The 16,375-nt window shown below is 59.0% G+C and carries 16 protein-coding genes; 11 read left to right on the top strand and 5 right to left on the bottom strand.

The window, feature by feature from the left end:
* The first annotated feature begins 184 nt into the window (after positions 1–184).
* The 3 genes from rph to hemW are packed head-to-tail and all read left to right on the top strand — an operon-like array spanning position 185 to position 2,809.
* Positions 185–907 (top strand): ribonuclease PH, encoded by a 723-nt coding sequence (gene rph / locus FKG95_RS14365; protein ID WP_142897051.1) that lies wholly within the window; start codon positions 185–187, stop codon positions 905–907.
* 21 nt (positions 908–928) lie between these two features.
* Entirely contained in the window at positions 929–1,555 is a 627-nt protein-coding gene (gene rdgB / locus FKG95_RS14360; RefSeq protein WP_142897050.1) for an RdgB/HAM1 family non-canonical purine NTP pyrophosphatase, read from the top strand.
* A gap of 27 nt (positions 1,556–1,582) precedes the next feature.
* Complete coding sequence (gene hemW, locus FKG95_RS14355; RefSeq protein ID WP_425456756.1) at positions 1,583–2,809, top strand: radical SAM family heme chaperone HemW; 1,227 nt, start codon at positions 1,583–1,585, stop codon at positions 2,807–2,809.
* Between the two features lie 50 nt (positions 2,810–2,859).
* Here the strand turns inward: hemW and FKG95_RS14350 are convergent, their stop codons facing one another.
* The gene (locus tag FKG95_RS14350; protein ID WP_179954097.1) at positions 2,860–4,278 is read right to left on the bottom strand and encodes a penicillin-binding protein activator; all 1,419 of its coding nucleotides are present in this window, start codon (positions 4,276–4,278) and stop codon (positions 2,860–2,862) included.
* Between FKG95_RS14350 and rsmI the strand changes: the two genes are divergently transcribed.
* From rsmI to FKG95_RS14320, 6 genes are all read left to right on the top strand, one after another.
* Positions 4,263–5,288 (top strand): 16S rRNA (cytidine(1402)-2'-O)-methyltransferase, encoded by a 1,026-nt coding sequence (rsmI, locus tag FKG95_RS14345; protein WP_142897048.1) that lies wholly within the window; start codon positions 4,263–4,265, stop codon positions 5,286–5,288. The genes FKG95_RS14350 and rsmI overlap by 16 nt on opposite strands.
* The gene (locus tag FKG95_RS14340) at positions 5,285–5,656 is read left to right on the top strand and encodes a YraN family protein (RefSeq protein WP_142897047.1); all 372 of its coding nucleotides are present in this window, start codon (positions 5,285–5,287) and stop codon (positions 5,654–5,656) included. Before rsmI ends, FKG95_RS14340 begins: the two co-directional genes overlap by 4 nt.
* A gap of 144 nt (positions 5,657–5,800) precedes the next feature.
* On the top strand, positions 5,801–6,385 hold the full coding sequence (locus FKG95_RS14335; protein ID WP_142897046.1) for a BON domain-containing protein: 585 nt from the start codon (positions 5,801–5,803) through the stop codon (positions 6,383–6,385).
* A gap of 22 nt (positions 6,386–6,407) precedes the next feature.
* Positions 6,408–7,262, top strand: coding sequence for a SirB1 family protein (locus tag FKG95_RS14330; protein ID WP_142897045.1), 855 nt, complete (start codon positions 6,408–6,410; stop codon positions 7,260–7,262).
* 180 nt (positions 7,263–7,442) lie between these two features.
* On the top strand, positions 7,443–8,399 hold the full coding sequence (gene gshB, locus FKG95_RS14325) for a glutathione synthase (protein WP_142897044.1): 957 nt from the start codon (positions 7,443–7,445) through the stop codon (positions 8,397–8,399).
* A 260-nt stretch (positions 8,400–8,659) separates the two neighbouring features.
* Entirely contained in the window at positions 8,660–10,276 is a 1,617-nt protein-coding gene (locus FKG95_RS14320) for a SulP family inorganic anion transporter (RefSeq protein WP_246116780.1), read from the top strand.
* A 22-nt stretch (positions 10,277–10,298) separates the two neighbouring features.
* Here FKG95_RS14320 and FKG95_RS14315 read toward each other — a convergent pair whose 3' ends face one another.
* Positions 10,299–11,480, bottom strand: a complete 1,182-nt coding sequence (locus tag FKG95_RS14315) for a Kelch repeat-containing protein (protein WP_142897042.1) — start codon at positions 11,478–11,480, stop codon at positions 10,299–10,301.
* A 431-nt stretch (positions 11,481–11,911) separates the two neighbouring features.
* Here FKG95_RS14315 and FKG95_RS29915 point away from each other — a divergent pair, with 431 nt between their 5' ends.
* Complete coding sequence (locus FKG95_RS29915; protein WP_218940194.1) at positions 11,912–12,805, top strand: PEP-CTERM sorting domain-containing protein; 894 nt, start codon at positions 11,912–11,914, stop codon at positions 12,803–12,805.
* A gap of 230 nt (positions 12,806–13,035) precedes the next feature.
* On the opposite strand, the gene FKG95_RS14305 is transcribed toward FKG95_RS29915, so the two are convergent.
* Complete coding sequence (locus FKG95_RS14305) at positions 13,036–13,635, bottom strand: TetR/AcrR family transcriptional regulator (protein WP_142897041.1); 600 nt, start codon at positions 13,633–13,635, stop codon at positions 13,036–13,038.
* Positions 13,636–14,007: 372 nt separating this feature from the next.
* On the opposite strand from FKG95_RS14305, the gene FKG95_RS14300 reads away from it, so the two are divergent.
* The gene (locus FKG95_RS14300; protein WP_142897040.1) at positions 14,008–15,534 is read left to right on the top strand and encodes a YifB family Mg chelatase-like AAA ATPase; all 1,527 of its coding nucleotides are present in this window, start codon (positions 14,008–14,010) and stop codon (positions 15,532–15,534) included.
* A gap of 15 nt (positions 15,535–15,549) precedes the next feature.
* Here FKG95_RS14300 and FKG95_RS29675 read toward each other — a convergent pair whose 3' ends face one another.
* Together FKG95_RS29675 and FKG95_RS14295 are read right to left on the bottom strand one after the other, a co-directional pair.
* Positions 15,550–15,726: a hypothetical protein gene (locus FKG95_RS29675; protein WP_179954096.1), complete on the bottom strand. Its 177-nt coding sequence runs from the start codon at positions 15,724–15,726 to the stop codon at positions 15,550–15,552.
* Positions 15,727–16,054: 328 nt separating this feature from the next.
* Positions 16,055–16,318 carry a hypothetical protein gene (locus FKG95_RS14295; RefSeq protein WP_142897039.1) on the bottom strand — a complete coding sequence of 88 codons (264 nt, stop codon included), beginning with the start codon at positions 16,316–16,318 and terminating at the stop codon, positions 16,055–16,057.
* Positions 16,319–16,375 lie beyond the last annotated feature (57 nt).

The raw sequence follows: 16,375 nt of genomic DNA, 5'->3' as shown, positions 1-16,375 counted from the left end.
GTGCGCGCACTCCTGGTTTTTCCACGGCTGTGCAGCGCTTGAGGTGTGGACGAAAAGCCGGGCTTGAGATAGCTTCCCGCCGCAGTGGCACCTCGGTTTTTCACCGGAGTGCCGAACCCGTCTGACACACCCCACGCCCGCAGGCATTTGAACGTCAGATCCCAGAACAAGAAAAGGCAGAGCCATGAGACCTTCCGGCCGGACGCCAGATCAGCTCCGTGACGTTACCCTCGAAGTCAATGTGAATAAACATGCCGAGGGCTCCTGCCTCGTAAAGTTCGGCGACACACAGGTTCTTTGCACCGCATCTGTTGAAGACTCTATCCCGCCCTGGCTGCGCAACAGCGGGAAAGGCTGGGTGACCGCCGAATACGGTATGCTGCCGCGTTCGACCGGCTCCCGCGTTGCCCGCGAAGCGGCAAGAGGCAAACAATCCGGCCGCACCCAGGAAATTCAACGCCTTATCGGTCGCAGCCTGCGGGCCGTCGTGGACCTCAAGGGCTTTGGCGAACGGCAAATCAAGGTTGACTGCGACGTCATTCAGGCCGACGGCGGCACCCGCACAGCCTCGATCACCGGTGCCTATGTCGCCCTCCATCAGGCCTTCACACATATGAAAAGCCTCGGCGCGATCTCGGAAATCCCGTTTATCGACCAGGTTGCCGCCGTTTCCTGCGGGCTTTACAAGGAAACCCCGGTTCTGGATCTGGATTATGATGAGGATTCAGCGGCGGAAGCCGATGCCAACTTCGTGCTGACGGGCCGCGGCGGCATTGTGGAGGTTCAGGGCACCGCGGAAGCAGACCCCTTCAGCCGGGACCAGTTCAACGCTCTGCTGGATCTGGCCGAGGCCGGAATCCAGTCTCTGGCCGCAGCCCAGCGGCGCGCCCTGGGTCTTGAGCAGTAACGAGCCACGGTCGGAAGAGTAATGAAACCCAACCTCACTCAGGAGAAACTGGTCCTCGCCAGCCACAACGCCGGAAAACTGCGCGAGATCGCCGATCTCCTGCGCCCCTATGGGGTCAGGGTGACATCGGCGGGAGAACTGGGGTTGCTGGAGCCTGAAGAGACGGAGACCACCTTCACCGGCAACGCTATCCTGAAAGCCCGCGCATCGGCAGAAGCCAGCGGACTCCCCGCTTTGGCCGACGACTCCGGACTCGCCGTTGATGCGCTGGATGGTCAGCCGGGTATCTATTCCGCCCGCTGGGCAGAGACCGACGGCAGCGGCGCGGCCGGCGGTAAACGTGATTTCGGCTTCGCGATGGAGCGGGTGCAACGAGAACTGGACGGCCAAAGCGACCGCTCGGCGCGTTTCGTCTGTGCGCTTTGCCTCTATTGGCCGAACGGCGATAAGCTTGTCTATGAGGGCGAAGTGCGGGGCACCATGGTCTGGCCACCCCGCGGCACCCGGGGTTTCGGTTATGACCCGATGTTTCAGCCCGACGGCTACGAGACGACCTTCGGCGAGATGGATCCCGATGCGAAACACGCGATCAGCCATCGCGCAGATGCCTTTAGAAAACTCGTCGCCGACGTTTTCGACGAAAAGTGACCACCGGCAATAAAGGTTGAAACCGCCATGGTCGGTACGTCCATCAAAACGCCGGAAGATGCAGATATGCCCGGCGATCCAGGCTTTGGCATTTACGTCCATTGGCCCTTCTGCCTGTCGAAATGCCCCTACTGCGATTTCAACAGCCATGTCCGGGAGTCCGTCGATCACGCGCGCTGGCGCAAGGCGCTTTTGAGAGAGCTGGATCATTACGCGGCTCTGACGCCGGGCCGCGAGGTGACAAGTATCTTTTTCGGGGGTGGAACACCTTCCCTGATGGCTCCGGAAACGGTTGCCGCCGTAATAGGGCGGGTCGGCAGAAACTGGCGGCTTTCCCCAGGGGCCGAAATCACCTTGGAAGCCAACCCCACCTCTGCCGAGGCGGACAAGTTTGCCGCCTTTTCAGAAGCCGGCGTCGGACGGCTCTCTCTCGGTGTCCAGTCCCTGAACGACGAAGCCCTGCGGTTTCTTGGGCGCCAACACTCCGCGGCCGAAGCGCGAGGGGCGATCGATCTTGCACGGCGGCACTTTCCCCGCTTCTCATTTGATCTCATCTATGCACGGCCCGGACACAGCCCGGACGAATGGGAATCCGAGCTGACCCAGGCCCTGGCAGAAGGAGCTGATCATCTCTCGCTCTACCAGTTGACGATCGAGAAAAACACCGTTTTCCACGGTGCCTGGAGGCGTGGAGAGCTTACTATCCCTGAAGACGATCAGGCCGGCGCGCTTTTCGATCTGACCCAAGAGATCATGGAGGATGTAGGCCTGCCGGCCTATGAAGTCTCGAACCACGCACGACCCGGCCAAGAAAGCCGCCACAACATGACCTATTGGCGCTACGGCGACTACGTCGGGGTCGGACCGGGCGCCCACGGGCGCATCACGCTGAATGGCCGGAAGGAGTCACGGACGGGCGCAGGTGGATGCAAGCTGGCCACACGCCAGCACAGGGCGCCCGAGGCCTGGCTGGCCGCCGTGGAAAGCGGCGGTCATGCCACCCGCGGAGAGACCAAGATCGGCATCGATCAGCGGCTGGAGGAGATGGTCATGATGGGCTTGCGGCTCAAGGAAGGTATCCCAAGGGACGCTTTTCTGCGTGAGACCGGCCGGGAACCGGAACAGCTCTTCGACGCAGCGCGGTCACAAGCATTGATTGACGGCGGTTTTTTGACGCTGACAGACGGACGATTGGCCGCCACCCACCGGGGCCGCACGCGGCTGGATGCCGTTTTGGCGCATCTGCTCACATAAAGGAACGTCGGACTGAGCGTCGGCGGGGACCTTGCCGCCCGACTCGACGGTCAGTTGATGAGGTTTTCAAAGCTCGCCGGCGCGGGATCGATCACCTTCGGAGCATCGCGTTCCACGGCCAGCACCGCCAGTCCGCGGTCGCTCTCACCATTTGCATAGAAGCGGAAAATTCCGTCGATACCGGCAAATCCGCTTGCCTGGGTGAAGGTGACATCGTCAAAAACGGGGTCTACACCGGCGTTTTCCGCCTGCGCGGCAACGACGGCAGCCAGTGCCGTCGCGTCGTAGGCCAGGCTGGCCACGCGGGGCGGCGCGGTACCGTAGGTCTCGGTATAGCGGGTCTTGAAATCCTGCCAGTAGTCCGGTGCGGGTGCGGCGAACCAGCTGCCCTGCAATGAAGGTTCTGCGCCTAATTCGGCACCATCCCAGAGGGACGTGCCCAAGAACCGCACGATATTGGGGTCCACATCGTAATACGCCAGCAGGGGTGCCAGAGAGAGTGCCTGCTGTGCGGTTCCGGCCAGGAGGATCGCGTCGTATTCGAGTGAGCCGGTCGTCTCGATATTGCGCAGCCGCGCCAACGCACGGCGCGAGGCGGCGTCGCCGGCCGCTTCAAGCGCCTGTTTCCTGGCATTGAGAGCTGCCTGGCGTCCCTCGTAATTTGCCAGGGACCGCACTTCGGGCGAAAGATCCGGTGCCGTTGGATTGTAGAAAATCACGCGCGTCAGGAAGCCCTCATTCCGCTCTACCGCGTCCCGCATTGCCTGAGCGACGGCCTGCCCATAGGGCGTTTCCGGTGCCAGGATGCCAAACTGCCGCAATCCCTGGGCCGAGGCATAGGCGATGATCCTCTCGACCTGAAGATGCGGTGCGAGCCCCATGACGTAAACACCGTCGCCGCCAACCTCGCGATTGCTGGAGAACGCCAGAACCTTAACGTCAGCAGCCTGGGCGACGGGCTTTACCGCCTCGACCGAGGTCGAAAACAAAGGACCGATGATAAGGTCGGCGCCCTGGGCTATTGCGGTCTGTGCCGCGGCGGCTGCCCCCTCCGGCGTGCCAGCCGTATCCTGAACCACCAGTTTGAAGTTCTCACCCGCCAGATCGAACAGCGCAACTTGAGACGCGTTCAGCAGGGCCTGTCCAACCTGCTCATGCTGACCGCTCAAGGGCAAGAGCATGGCAACCTTCACGGAACCGTCGTCGGGGTCCGTCGCCTCGCCACGGACGACCCGGTTATCGAACTGGGAGAATCTCTCGTCCCAATCCGCAATATCCTTGCCGTCGCCGGGCGCGGGCGCCGAGGTTTCAGGCGCGGCTTGCGTATCCTGGGACCTGTTGTCTAGGTTGCTTGACGCGCAGCCTGCCAGCAAAAACAATGAGGCTGCGACAGCCAAACCCAAGCCGAGCGATTGGCGCTCGGTCCCCGGGTTGGCGCAGCGGCGCGGTGGTAATGTCAAAAACGTCACGCTCAAATCCATCTTACACGGGGCGAAACGAGCCTAGCGGCGCGGTCGCGCGAAGTACACCCCGGAATACAGCCAAAAGAGCCGGCGCCGCTTCCAAAGACACGCCCTCTACGTTTAATCCCGCCGAGGACACACACCCTCAAACGGAGACGGGGCCAAAAAGCACCACGGAGTTAAAGGCCGGTCTCTACCTTGTCGCAACGCCGATCGGCAATCTCGGCGATCTGACCTTTCGCGCCCGCGACGTGCTTGCAAAAGCGAGTGTCATCGCCTGCGAAGACTCCAGGGTGACACGCCGTCTGACCCAGGCCTACGGTATCGACGTCCCTCTGATCAGCTACCACGAACACAACGCAGACCGGGTCCGTCCGAAGATCATCGAACGGCTAAAATGTGGCGAGGCTGTGGCGTTGGTTTCCGACGCGGGCACTCCTCTGATCTCAGATCCGGGTTACAAACTTGTCACGGCTGTGATCGAGGCGGGCCTCGAGGTCACCACACTCCCCGGTGCGTCCGCCGCGCTCTGCGCACTGGTTCTCTCAGGATTGCCCAGCGACCGCTTCCTGTTTCACGGTTTCCTTCCGCCCAAATCCGCCGCGCGCCGCGCCGCCCTGGCCGAACTCGCCGATCTTCCCGTGAGTCTGATCTTTTACGAATCGCCCAGGCGTCTTGCGGATATGTTGAGCGACGTGCAGGCGGTGCTGGGTGAGCGTCCAGCAGCTGTCGCGCGCGAACTGACCAAAATGTTCGAGGAACTTCGCCGCGGCAGTCTGGGCGAATTGATCACTCACTACAGAGAAAACGGTGCTCCTAAAGGAGAGGCCGTGGTTGTCATAGGTGGCAGTGACCCCGCGGGCAAAAGCCAGGCTCTCGATCTGGATGCGCTTCTGACAGATGCGCTCCGGACGCAAACGCTCCGTGACGCAGTGGCGGACGTCGCTCAAATGACCGGGCGGCCCAAACGTCAGGTCTACAACCGGGCACTCAGTCTCTCCGCAAAACAGCCGTGACCGGTAAGAGCCGCCTGAAAGCTTATCAAAGGGGCAGATGGGCTGAGGCAGCCGCTTGTGTCTGGCTTCTGTTGCAGGGGTTCAAAATCCTTGAGAGAGGGTACCGGACAGCCGCAGGGGAGATCGACGTGATCGCCCGCAGGGGGCGACTGCTGCTATTTGTTGAAGTGAAGGCGCGACCAAGCCTGGATCTCGCCCGGGCTGCCATCGCGGATCGCCAGAAGCGTCGAATTGAGCGCGCAGCGGCGATCTTTCTTCAGCGTTATGACCGCTTATCTGCATGTGACTGCCGCTTCGACGCCATCCTGATCGCGCCAAAACGCTGGCCCAAACACATTCGTGATGCATGGCGGGAATCGAGTAACTAAGTTAATGCGACACATTTGATTGGTGGGAGATCAACCTCGGCGATGAAAAAGATGATCCTGAAGATTGAAAGCAAAGCTCAAAACAACAACAGCCAAGCCACAGAAAGAAATCACAAACACAAATCCGCAGGGAGCCGCGCGCTGATGTTTGGCGCCGCTAGCCTTGGAATCCTTGCTCTTGCTGGCTGCACACCTGCTGGCGTTGCAATTGGGGTCGGCGCGACCGCGGCGACAGCCGCATCCCAGGAGCGCGGCTTCCAAGGCGCTATGCAGGACACCGAGATCCGACTGGAGATCAATCATCTCTTCCTGCAAGAGAGCGAGACACTCTTTACCGACATCAATCTTCAGGTCCAGGAAGGCCGGGTGCTGTTGACCGGTGCGGTGGAGAAGCCGGAGACCGAGCTCGACGCCGTGCGGCTGGCCTGGCAGGCTCCAGGTGTGCGCGAGGTAATCAACGAAATCGAGGTCACGGACCAATCCTCCCTCGGCGATGTCGCCCGAGATGTCTGGATCGAGACCCAGTTAAAGGGCAAACTGCTGATCGACAGCGGCGTCACCTCGATCAACTACTCGATCGAATCCGTAAACAAGACGCTCTACCTCATGGGCGTTGCACAGGATCAGGCCGAACTGACCCGGGTGATCGGACATGCCAAGGACATCTCCTATGTCCGCAATGTCGTCAGCTATGTCCGTCTCAAAGATGATCCGGCGCGCAGATCCTGAATGAAGAGAGGTCGGTGAGGTCATGAGCTGGAGCCCTGCGAGCGGTCGGAAGGATCTTGAAGCCAGCCTGCGTCGGATCGGTGGGCAGGGCGACGATGAGATCGACCTGGCCGCCGCCGCGCTGTGGCTCGCGGCGCTGGACCGGCCTCAGGTGCCGATCGACCGCTACCGGCATCATTTGACGGTTCTCGCCCGGGACACTGCTCAGGAATTCGAAGCCTCCGGCGAAGAGGATGATCTATCGGCACGGATTGAGGCGATAAACGCCGTCCTTTTCGACCGCCACGCCTACCAGGGAGACAGCCTGAACTACGACGATCTTCAGAACGCCAATCTGATGCGTGTCATCGACCGTCAAAAGGGTCTGCCGGTCGCACTTGGAATCCTTTACATACATTGCGCGCGCGCCCAGGGTTGGGAAATTCGGGGTTTGAATTTTCCCGGCCACTTTCTGCTGCGGATGGATAGAGAGACCGACCGGCGGATTATCGATCCCTTTCACGGCGGAAATCAATTGAGCACAGCGGACCTGCGGGCAATGCTGAAAGCGATCGGGGGACCCGAAGCCGAGTTGCGGTCGGAACACTACCGTCCGGTGCCAAACCGGATGATCCTGAAACGCCTGCAAGACAACATCAAGGCCCGGCTTCTGCGCGCGCAACAGCCCAGCGAAGCGCTGGAAATCGTGGAGACCATGCTGATGTTCGCGCCGGCGGAAGCCAACCTCTGGCGAGAGGCCGGTATCCTGCACGCGGGTCTAGACAATCTCAGGGCTGCAATCCTCTCGCTTGAACAGTACCTCTTACTTTGCGATTCGCCCGATGCGCGTCATGAGGCAGCCCGCCTGTTGCAACAGATCAAGAGTCACCTCAATTAGTGCCAGGTGCGGTTCGGTGCTTGAGATCACGTTGCTGCCGGGTTATTCCGCACCATAGCCGACAGGACCCGAAAAGCGATCGGGTCTGGACCAGCAACGTGTAATCCGGATGAGAGATAGAGGCTGATTCGTGCCTTGCCGGCTGGCAGGACGAATAGACTTTTGCGGAGGAGTATAAAGATGAGCCTAACGGTCGCAATCCAGATGGATCCGGTCGAAAGCATCGATATCGACGGTGACAGCAGCTTTGTCCTGGGTCTCGAAGCGCAGCGGCGCGGCCATAGCCTCTATCACTATCAGCCGCAGGATCTCTCGCTGCGTGATGGCAAGGTTTCGGCCCGTTGCCGGCCCCTGCGCTTTGCCAGACAGCACGGAGCCCATGCGGAACTCGGCGCCAGCGAGGTGATCGACCTCTCGAAACTGGACGTCATCCTGATGCGCCAGGATCCGCCGTTCGACATGTCCTACATCACGGCGACCCATTTGCTTGAGCACATTCACCCCAAGACGCTCGTGGTGAACGATCCGATGGAGGTCCGTAACGCCCCGGAAAAGCTTTTCGTGACGCATTTTCCGGATTTGATGCCGCCGACCCTCATCACCTGCGATCGGGAAGAAATCACCGCGTTCCGGGACGAATTCAAGGACATCATCGTCAAACCCCTGTTCGGAAACGGCGGGGTCGGGGTGTTCCACATCAAACCCGGCGATGAAAACCTCAACTCCCTGCTGGAAATCTTCACTGAGCTCTACCGCGAACCGATCATCATCCAGCAATACCTGCCCGCCGTGCGGGAGGGCGACAAACGGATCATTCTGATCGATGGCCGCCCCGCAGGCGCCCTCAACCGGGTTCCGGCGGAAGGCGAAGCGCGCTCCAACATGCATGTGGGCGGCCGGCCGGATAAATCGGGCCTCACGCCGCGCGATCTCGAAATCTGCGAAGCGATCGGTCCGACCCTAAAGGAAAAAGGCATGATCTTCGTCGGCATCGACGTAATCGGCGATGTGATGACCGAGATCAATGTCACCTCGCCGACCGGACTGCAGGAGATCGACCGCTACGACGACGTCTGCCTGGAGGCGGAGATCTGGGACGCGATCGAGCAGCGGTACGCGGAAGTCCATGGCAAGTAATTGCTCAGATCCCAGAGGCTAAGATCCAAAGATCCTCCCCAGTAGCCTTTGCATATTTTTGCATCGCAGCATCTCATCAATTGATCAAAACTTTAGCAGATCTTTTACCTTTCTTAACGAGATCTGCGTATTTTGCATGGGTTTATGAATTGGGAAACTGATTAAACGGTTCCCCCGTCGTCCGAAGCCTGCTAATGTGTTTGTGCGCTGCAGCATTTTTTCTGCGGCGCATTATTTTGACCAGATCTCAGGACGTCGCCTTGTCACCAGCCCTCCAAAAGCTGCTCCCCGCATCGCCGAGAATCGAAATTCTCTCCGGTCTGACCGTTGCTCTCGCTCTCGTGCCGGAAGCCGTTGCGTTTGCCTTTGTTGCGGGCGTTCATCCCCTCTCCGGACTTTATGCGGCATTCATGGTGGGGCTGATCACAGCCGTCATAGGCGGCCGGCCGGGTATGATTTCCGGTGCGACCGGCGCTCTTGCCGTCGTCATGGTATCCCTGGTGGCGGATCACGGCGTGGAATATCTTTTCGCGACCGTTGTTCTGATGGGAATCCTGCAGATCACGGCAGGCGTCCTGAAGCTGGGCAAGTTCATCCGTATGGTGCCGCATCCGGTGATGCTGGGCTTCGTGAACGGTCTGGCGATCGTCATCTTCCTGGCGCAGCTCTCGCAGTTCAAGATCGGCGGACCGGACGGCAGCCTCCAATGGATGCAAGGTGAACCGCTCGCCGTCATGCTTGGCCTGGTGGTTCTGGCCATGGCAATCATCCACTTCCTGCCGCGCGTCACCAAGGCATTCCCGGCGCCGCTGGCGGCCATTCTTACCGTTACCGGCTTAGCGTTGTTTCTCGGCCTCGACACCCGGACTGTTGGCGATATGACCAGCATTTCGGGCAGCCTGCCGAGCTTTCACCTCCCGATGGTGCCGATAAACCTCGAGACACTTCAGATCATTTTTCCTTACGCGCTGATTCTGGCGGCGATTGGCCTGATCGAGTCCCTGCTGACCCTGACCCTGGTCGACGAGATGACCGAAACCCGGGGCCGGGCCAGCCAGGAGTGCATCGGCCAGGGCGTCGCCAATACAGTGACCGGTCTCTTTGGCGGCATGGGCGGTTGCGCCATGATCGGCCAGAGCATGATCAACATCAAATCCGGCGGCCGCAGCAGGCTCTCGGGTATTGCGGCCGCCGGTTTTCTGCTGTTTTTCATTCTCTACGGATCGTCGCTGATCGAAATGATCCCGCTGGCCGCTCTGGTCGGCGTGATGTTCATGGTCGTGATCGGAACCTTCGAGTGGACCAGTTTCCAGATTATCGGGAAGATCCCGCGCTCCGACGCCTTTGTCCTGGTGCTGGTATCCGGGGTCACTGTGGTCACCGACCTGGCCATTGCAGTGGTCGTCGGCGTTATCGTCTCGGCGTTGGTATTCTCCTGGAAAAGCGCGAAACGTATCACCGCCCACAGCTACCAAAGCGATGATTCGACAAAGGTTTATGAACTGTCGGGACCGCTGTTTTTCGGCTCCATCACAAGCTTTCGCGATCTCTTCGATCCTAAAAACGACAGCGATGACGTGGTCGTCGACTTTAAGGATTCCCGGGTCTGGGATCACTCGGGACTGCAGGCAATCGATAGCCTGGCTGAGCGCTACGCAAACTATGGCAAGCGGCTGCATCTGAAGCATCTGAGCGCGGATTGCACGCACCTTTTGCGCAAAGCCGACAGCCTGGTCGAGGTCAACGTGATCGAAGATCCGCATTACGGCATCGTGGTGGATTACGCCGATCTTTACCGGGAAGAGACCGCCGCGGCGCCGGAGACCGAAAAGAACGCCACCGGTGACAAACCGGCAGCCGCGCCTTCAAAAGCCTGACAACGGATTTAAAGCTGCGGACTTAGAGCTTCAGCACCCAGACCTCCGCCAGGCCCGGCTCCAAGTCGGGTGTCGGAGCCGGCGATGAAGTGACAAGCAATAACAGGTTCCGCTGCGGGTCGTAGTGCAGGTGATAGTTCATGCCCAGCGCAAAGGGCAGATCGGCCGTGACGATCCTGCGCCAGCGATCCTGCGCCAGATCGTATGCCCAGGTCTCAGCCCTGCCTTGCCCACGGCTCTGCCGTGATGTTCCGGCTGCGAAACGATCAACGAGTACCACGGTTTCCCGCAGTTTCGGATGAAACGCCATGGGCGTGTGCTCGTCTTTCGGTGGCCGCAGACCGGGGGTCGGCATGGCAACGAGCTGCGCGTCGTTGGTGCGATAAACCAGGATGTCGTTCCCAAGTCCGTTTCGCCCGAACATGATGAGCGCCTTGTGATCAGGGTCGTAGACACCGTTGTTGTGATACCCGATCGCCTTGCCATCCGTCCGCTTGCGCCAAGTGGCGTCGCGCTCGGTCAGCTCGAAAACACCGTGATGCCCCGTGCCGATCATGATCCCGCGGTCACTGTCGTAGGTGGCCGCATAGGCGAAAAAGGAGGTCTGCGCCTTCGGCAGGGGCAACCAGCGCGCCTCTTTCAGGTCGAAGAGCCAGGTTGGATGGCGTTCAATCGCGGGCCAGAGCTCCGCCAGAGCAGTGCTGAAACGCCCGGGCTCCATGTGAGCAGGATGACTGCTGACCAGGACGGCGTCCCAGGCGGCATGGTAATCGACCGCACCGAAGCTGTGCATGGCCCAGGGATGATCCCCGTCCGGACCGGCAACCGGCAGTCCGGCCTCATTGACCCGGTAACTTCCTGGAGGGTCGTCGTTGTGGAGACGTTGCCAAGAAAGCAAGCCGAGATCGAAGATCAGCGGGGCATTGCTCCAGTCCTCGCCGTGGGTATCGCTGCCAAAAAGAAAAATCCGGCCACGGCGCGTGTCAAAAGCGCTGCCGCTGTGCTTTTGCAAAGCGAAGGTCACTGCATCGTCAGACGCCATACGATGTAGCGGCGTCCACACCCTTGTCGGCAGGTCCGCCTCCCAATCCGAAGTCTGCGAAGCGGCGTTCGTCGAGAGGGGCGTGCTTGCCGCGATCATCAGAAGGATAGCGGAGAACTTCACAAAACGAGAGAGGGTGGCACAGGGCAAAACAAACGGCATTCGTCGATGCTACGATGGCGCCATTGGAACAGCGAGCGAAAAGACAGCCGGACCTACAAACTTGATAAGTCGTAGTTTTTCAATTTTTTAGGCACAACCTGTCGGAGATTCTTACACTGCTCAATCACACCACAGTCTTCCTATGGCGTTGTTTTGGAACGAATTATCCGTCCGGCATCTGCGATTTTGTGCATATTGCTCTCGTCCCGACACCTTTAGGCCGTCGGTAGATTTTACAATTATTGGGGGATGTTCGCTTGTATGAATGCAAGTCACTGAAAAATAAGAACCACACCTCCTGGCTTAATTCTTGCTTAATAAACCCCATCGCAGAGCGGCGCGGTAAACCGTTGAAGCGGCGGCCTTCGAGAACGTTCTGCAGAGTCTTGGGGAACTGGATCAACCAGCCTCGCATTTGGGGGATAGGCAAAATGAGTGTTATCGAAACCAGGGCGGTCTCCCGCTCCGGCGTATCAAACCTTTTTATCGGCGCTGTCGCACTCGCGGCTTCGCTGATGATTGTGACAGAATCTTCAGCGGCAGTGATCGTTGAGGACTCCATCGACGCCAGCTTCATCTCAAACGGACAGTGGTTCGAAAACGATGTGAGACCCGGCGGAGCGGCGAGTATTACTTCGCTTTCCGGCGCAGGAGGCAATCTCGAAAACAATGCGCCTCGTCCAACGGGCGCAGCGCGACTGACCACCGGCTTCGATGACGACCATAAAGCCGAGATCGGAGTCGCGGACAATTACGGCACAGCGGGAAACATCCTGAACGACAGCTTCCAGCTTGGTTATTCCTTTTACAAACGAAACGTACCCGGCGGGAATGTCTCAGCTGCACCCTCTATCAAACTGACCTTTTCCAACCCGCTGACGACACAAAATGGCGGGGATGGCTTTGTCACCCTGGTCTATGAGCCCTATCTGAACGGCAACTCTCCCGTCACGCCCGATACCTGGACCGACGTCCAGATTGGCCTCGACAACGGCCTGTTTTGGCAAACCGGCGGTTTCGGCGAGGCCTTTGACCAGACCAAACTTCTGACTCTGGGTCAGTGGCTGACAGAATTCGATGCAGATTTCCTGGCCGCCCAGATGCTTCTGCTCAGTGTCGGGGTTGGCAGCTTCAATCAGGGCCAGGACGGCTACTTCGATGACGTCAGCCTCGCATACCAAACGGTAGGTGCCGGCGAATTCGACAAGACCTACGATTTCGAAGCGGCACGTACGGCCGTCCCGGAACCAGGGACACTTGCTCTCTTTGGACTCGGCCTTCTCGCATTTGGCTTTGCACGTCGACGTGCAGCTGGAACGTCTTAGAGACAACAAAGGATGGCAGCTGGCACTGCTTAACCGCGCTGGACATGCGAGAGCCGCGAGCCGCCATCTGAACTTCCGGCAACTGCAGCAGCCCTTCATCTGGCCACGTCACATGAAGGGCTGTAATTCTCTCTTTTAAGCTGTATGTAAGCATAATAACCGACTGGTTGGTTTTTAACCTTATCCGGCCTCTTGGTTAATTCACTTTGTCTGCGGCCTCGTCTGGCTCCTTATCCCCTCAGAATGAGCTTTGCCGTTTCCAGACTCTCGAGAATCGTCTCCGGACGGTTCTCCGACTTGGCCGACACCAACGCACCGTTCATGATCGAGATGAGGGCGGACGACACCACATCGCCATCGAGTTCGCGATTGGCATAGCCGATGACCTTTGCATCACGTGCGATCAGGCTGTAGTAAGGTTTCAAGCGCTCGAACACGGAGTTGACCGCGTCCCGGATGGCTGGGGAGTCGACTGCCATCTCACTCAAAATGTTGACAAATGGACACCCGATACAGCTTTCGCCCCGGTCGCTGCGGGCCAAATGCTGTTGATAGACCCGCTGGTAAATACCGCTCAACCGATCGATGGGATTCGGTGCGGCCGCCATTGCGGCCTCGTAGTATTCAGCTTTCTGGCGTTCGAAATGATGTTCGATCGTCGCGACCGCCAAAGCCTCCTTCGATCCGTAGTGCTGGTAGAGTGTCGCTTTATTAACTTTTGCGCGCTCGCAGATCTGATTGACGTTCACAGCCTGGTAGCTTTGCAGTTCGAAGAGTTCGGCAGCCGCTTCTACGATGCGCCGGTGCGTCTGTTCTTTTCGGGATTCCATAGCCGTTAAATAACCGCCTAGTTGGTTTTTTACCAGTTCTTTTGTGATGCCGCGAAAATCGCCGTCTCTATGCAATACAATTGCAGATGCGGAAACGCACGTATTTTCGATTCAGCCGTCCAACAGGATTTCGGGCTCTTTTCGCGCAGTGCTATGCAGTGCGAGTCTGTTAACCGGACTTCGCCTTTCAAGGCGGTGCGAGAGGGTCGCCCTGCAAGTCGAGAGCGATTCCACGCCTGGCGAAACAGCTTCCGATCAATGAACTTCGCCAGCTTCACTTCTGTACGTCTGCTAAATTCATACGTACGTTTGACAAGCAGACACCGGACTGCGATACCCGGGAGACTACTTTCACGTGTGAAACGGCGTTCCATGGTCGCAAGAATAAATACCGTCGCCTTTGCGGGAGTCGACGTGGTCAAGGTCGACGTGCAAGTCCAGATGGCCTCGGGCTTACCGGCTTTCTCAGTTGTCGGACTTCCCGACAAGGCCGTCGCCGAGAGCCGCGATCGCGTGCGGGCCGCCCTGACAGCCATGGGACTGTCTTTGCCGCCTAAGCGCATTGTCGTGAATCTGGCCCCTGCGGACCTTTCCAAGGAAGGCAGTCATTTCGATTTACCAATCGCACTGGGACTTCTGGTTGCCATGAACGTATTGCCGGGCGACGAGATGCTGGAATACTCCGTCCTGGGCGAGTTGGCGCTGGACGGACGTATTATGCCCGTAAGCGGCGTTCTGGCAGCCGCGCTCGACGCGTCCGCGCGCTCACTGGGCTTGATTTGTCCGCAAGAACAGGGGGGAGAGGCGGCCTGGGCGGAAGCTATTGAAATCTTGGCGCCGCAAAGCCTTTTGAGTTTGATCAACCACTTCAAGGGCGCCCAGGTGCTGAGCGCCCCTGAACCCGCCATCAACAGCTCAGACAACCAGGACTTGGATCTGCGGGACATCAAGGGCCAAAACGCGGCGAAACGTGCATTGGAAGTCGCCGCGGCGGGCGGCCATAACCTCTTGATGGTGGGACCGCCAGGCGCCGGGAAATCGATGCTGGTACAGCGGCTGCCAGGTATCCTGCCGCCGTTGGAGCCGGCAGAAGCGCTGGAGATAAGCCTGATCCACTCGGTCGCAGGGACACTGGAAGGCGGAGAGCTGTTGCGCAGACGGCCATTCCGGGATCCGCACCACTCTGCGTCCCTACCTGCACTGGCCGGGGGCGGGTTGAAGGCCAAACCAGGTGAAATCTCTCTGGCCCATCTGGGCGTGCTGTTCCTGGACGAACTCCCGGAATTCGGTCGGGCAACGCTCGAGGCTCTGCGTCAACCTCTCGAAACCGGTCGTGTCGCCATTGCGCGTGCAAATGCCCACGTGACCTATCCTGCCCGCGTGCAGTTGGTTGCAGCGATGAACCCCTGCCGCTGCGGGTATTTCGGCGATCCTTCGGCCGCCTGCGGCCGCACACCGCGTTGCGCGGCAGACTATCAGGCGAAAATCTCAGGGCCCCTCTACGACCGCATGGACATCTATATGGATGTGCCGGCCGTGAAGATGCAGGATCTGAGCCTGCCACCGCCCAGCGAAGGATCAGAAGCAGTGGCTCAGCGTGTTGCCGGAGCGCGCCGCACTCAACGGGAGCGTTATGCCGGCCAACACGAGGAAAAAAGACCCCGAAGCAATGCCGAGGTTGACGGCAAGCTCCTGGAAGAAGTCGCCACGCCAGATTCCGAAGGGCAACAGCTTTTGCTCCAGGCAGCTGAGCGGCTAAGACTCACGGGCCGGGGGTATCATCGTGTATTACGTGTCGCGCGAACGCTTGCTGACCTTGATGGCAGCGCGGAGCTGCGGCGGCCGCATATTGCGGAAGCTCTCTCTTACCGGCGGCTCCCGCCAGGCAGGGAACTGTGATGAGAAAGGCAGGTGTTAAACGGCGCGGTACGCCTTGTAGGCATCCGAAATACCCAAGGCCTGCATATCAAAATCCTGGGGGCGACGACCGCGCACGATGTCGTTCGAAATGCGCGTCGCTGCGCCGACATTCTCAAAGAACGACATAGCGGCGAGCAAACGACTTACGACGGCGGGGAAGAGCTTTTTCATAATGTGATCTCCATGAACGCAGCGCGCTTGTGATTTGCTGCGATGCACAAAATATAGAGATCTCCTGCCGCTTCATAAATATCAGAAAATGCAACGAAGCCATGCGTCAGCTGCAGGTCATTTCATTGATTTAATTGTATTCATGTTTGGACAATCGAAGCGACAACCCTCCACCGACCGCCTGCTCGCGAGAGATGTTGCAGTGCACATTGCTATCATGAAACAATCCTCTGATGTCCGCTGACCCGGCCTCTAGACCGGATTAACGTCTTATTGTTTGATCAGCTTAACAAGCACGACATATCGCCGGCGGCAATGCCATCCAAACTTAGCGTAGGCTCGAAAGATTGGCGATCAAAGCATCGTTCTTTTGCCGGATCGCTGTCGCGATTTTATGCGCGACATCCTGGTCGGCTTCCGGCGTTTGCAGAGCGGCATCGACGGCACGGTGTTGCCCCTCAAGCAGGGCCTTGATCACAGCCCGCTCCACGATCCTCTCGACACTTTTGGTCTGATCCGGCGTCAAGGGTGTTTCAAGAAGCGCATTGATGCCTTGCGTTGCCTCTTCAGCGATCGCTTGCAGTCTGTCCATCTTGCTCTCCCCCTCAGAGTTGTTCTGTCATCCCGGCCGGCAGCAGCCAGTTTCCTG

The organism is Denitrobaculum tricleocarpae, assembly GCF_007004665.1.
In the GTDB taxonomy this organism is placed as follows: domain Bacteria; phylum Pseudomonadota; class Alphaproteobacteria; order Kiloniellales; family Kiloniellaceae; genus Denitrobaculum; species Denitrobaculum tricleocarpae.
This window is presented reverse-complemented; position numbering and strand designations above follow the sequence as displayed.

What these genes read in the sequence shown, in the direction of transcription:
- rph (WP_142897051.1), top strand. Translation starts at nt 185, where the DNA reads ATGAGACCTTCCGGCCGGACGCCAGATCAGCTCCGTGACGTTACCCTC.
- rdgB (WP_142897050.1), top strand. Translation starts at nt 929, where the DNA reads ATGAAACCCAACCTCACTCAGGAGAAACTGGTCCTCGCCAGCCACAAC.
- hemW (WP_425456756.1), top strand. Translation starts at nt 1,583, where the DNA reads ATGGTCGGTACGTCCATCAAAACGCCGGAAGATGCAGATATGCCCGGC.
- rsmI (WP_142897048.1), top strand. Translation starts at nt 4,263, where the DNA reads ATGTCAAAAACGTCACGCTCAAATCCATCTTACACGGGGCGAAACGAG.
- FKG95_RS14335 (WP_142897046.1), top strand. Translation starts at nt 5,801, where the DNA reads ATGTTTGGCGCCGCTAGCCTTGGAATCCTTGCTCTTGCTGGCTGCACA.
- FKG95_RS14330 (WP_142897045.1), top strand. Translation starts at nt 6,408, where the DNA reads ATGAGCTGGAGCCCTGCGAGCGGTCGGAAGGATCTTGAAGCCAGCCTG.
- gshB (WP_142897044.1), top strand. Translation starts at nt 7,443, where the DNA reads ATGAGCCTAACGGTCGCAATCCAGATGGATCCGGTCGAAAGCATCGAT.
- FKG95_RS14315 (WP_142897042.1), bottom strand. Translation starts at nt 11,480, where the DNA reads ATGCCGTTTGTTTTGCCCTGTGCCACCCTCTCTCGTTTTGTGAAGTTC.
- FKG95_RS29915 (WP_218940194.1), top strand. Translation starts at nt 11,912, where the DNA reads ATGAGTGTTATCGAAACCAGGGCGGTCTCCCGCTCCGGCGTATCAAAC.
- FKG95_RS14305 (WP_142897041.1), bottom strand. Translation starts at nt 13,635, where the DNA reads ATGGAATCCCGAAAAGAACAGACGCACCGGCGCATCGTAGAAGCGGCT.
- FKG95_RS14300 (WP_142897040.1), top strand. Translation starts at nt 14,008, where the DNA reads ATGGTCGCAAGAATAAATACCGTCGCCTTTGCGGGAGTCGACGTGGTC.
- FKG95_RS29675 (WP_179954096.1), bottom strand. Translation starts at nt 15,726, where the DNA reads ATGAAAAAGCTCTTCCCCGCCGTCGTAAGTCGTTTGCTCGCCGCTATG.
- FKG95_RS14295 (WP_142897039.1), bottom strand. Translation starts at nt 16,318, where the DNA reads ATGGACAGACTGCAAGCGATCGCTGAAGAGGCAACGCAAGGCATCAAT.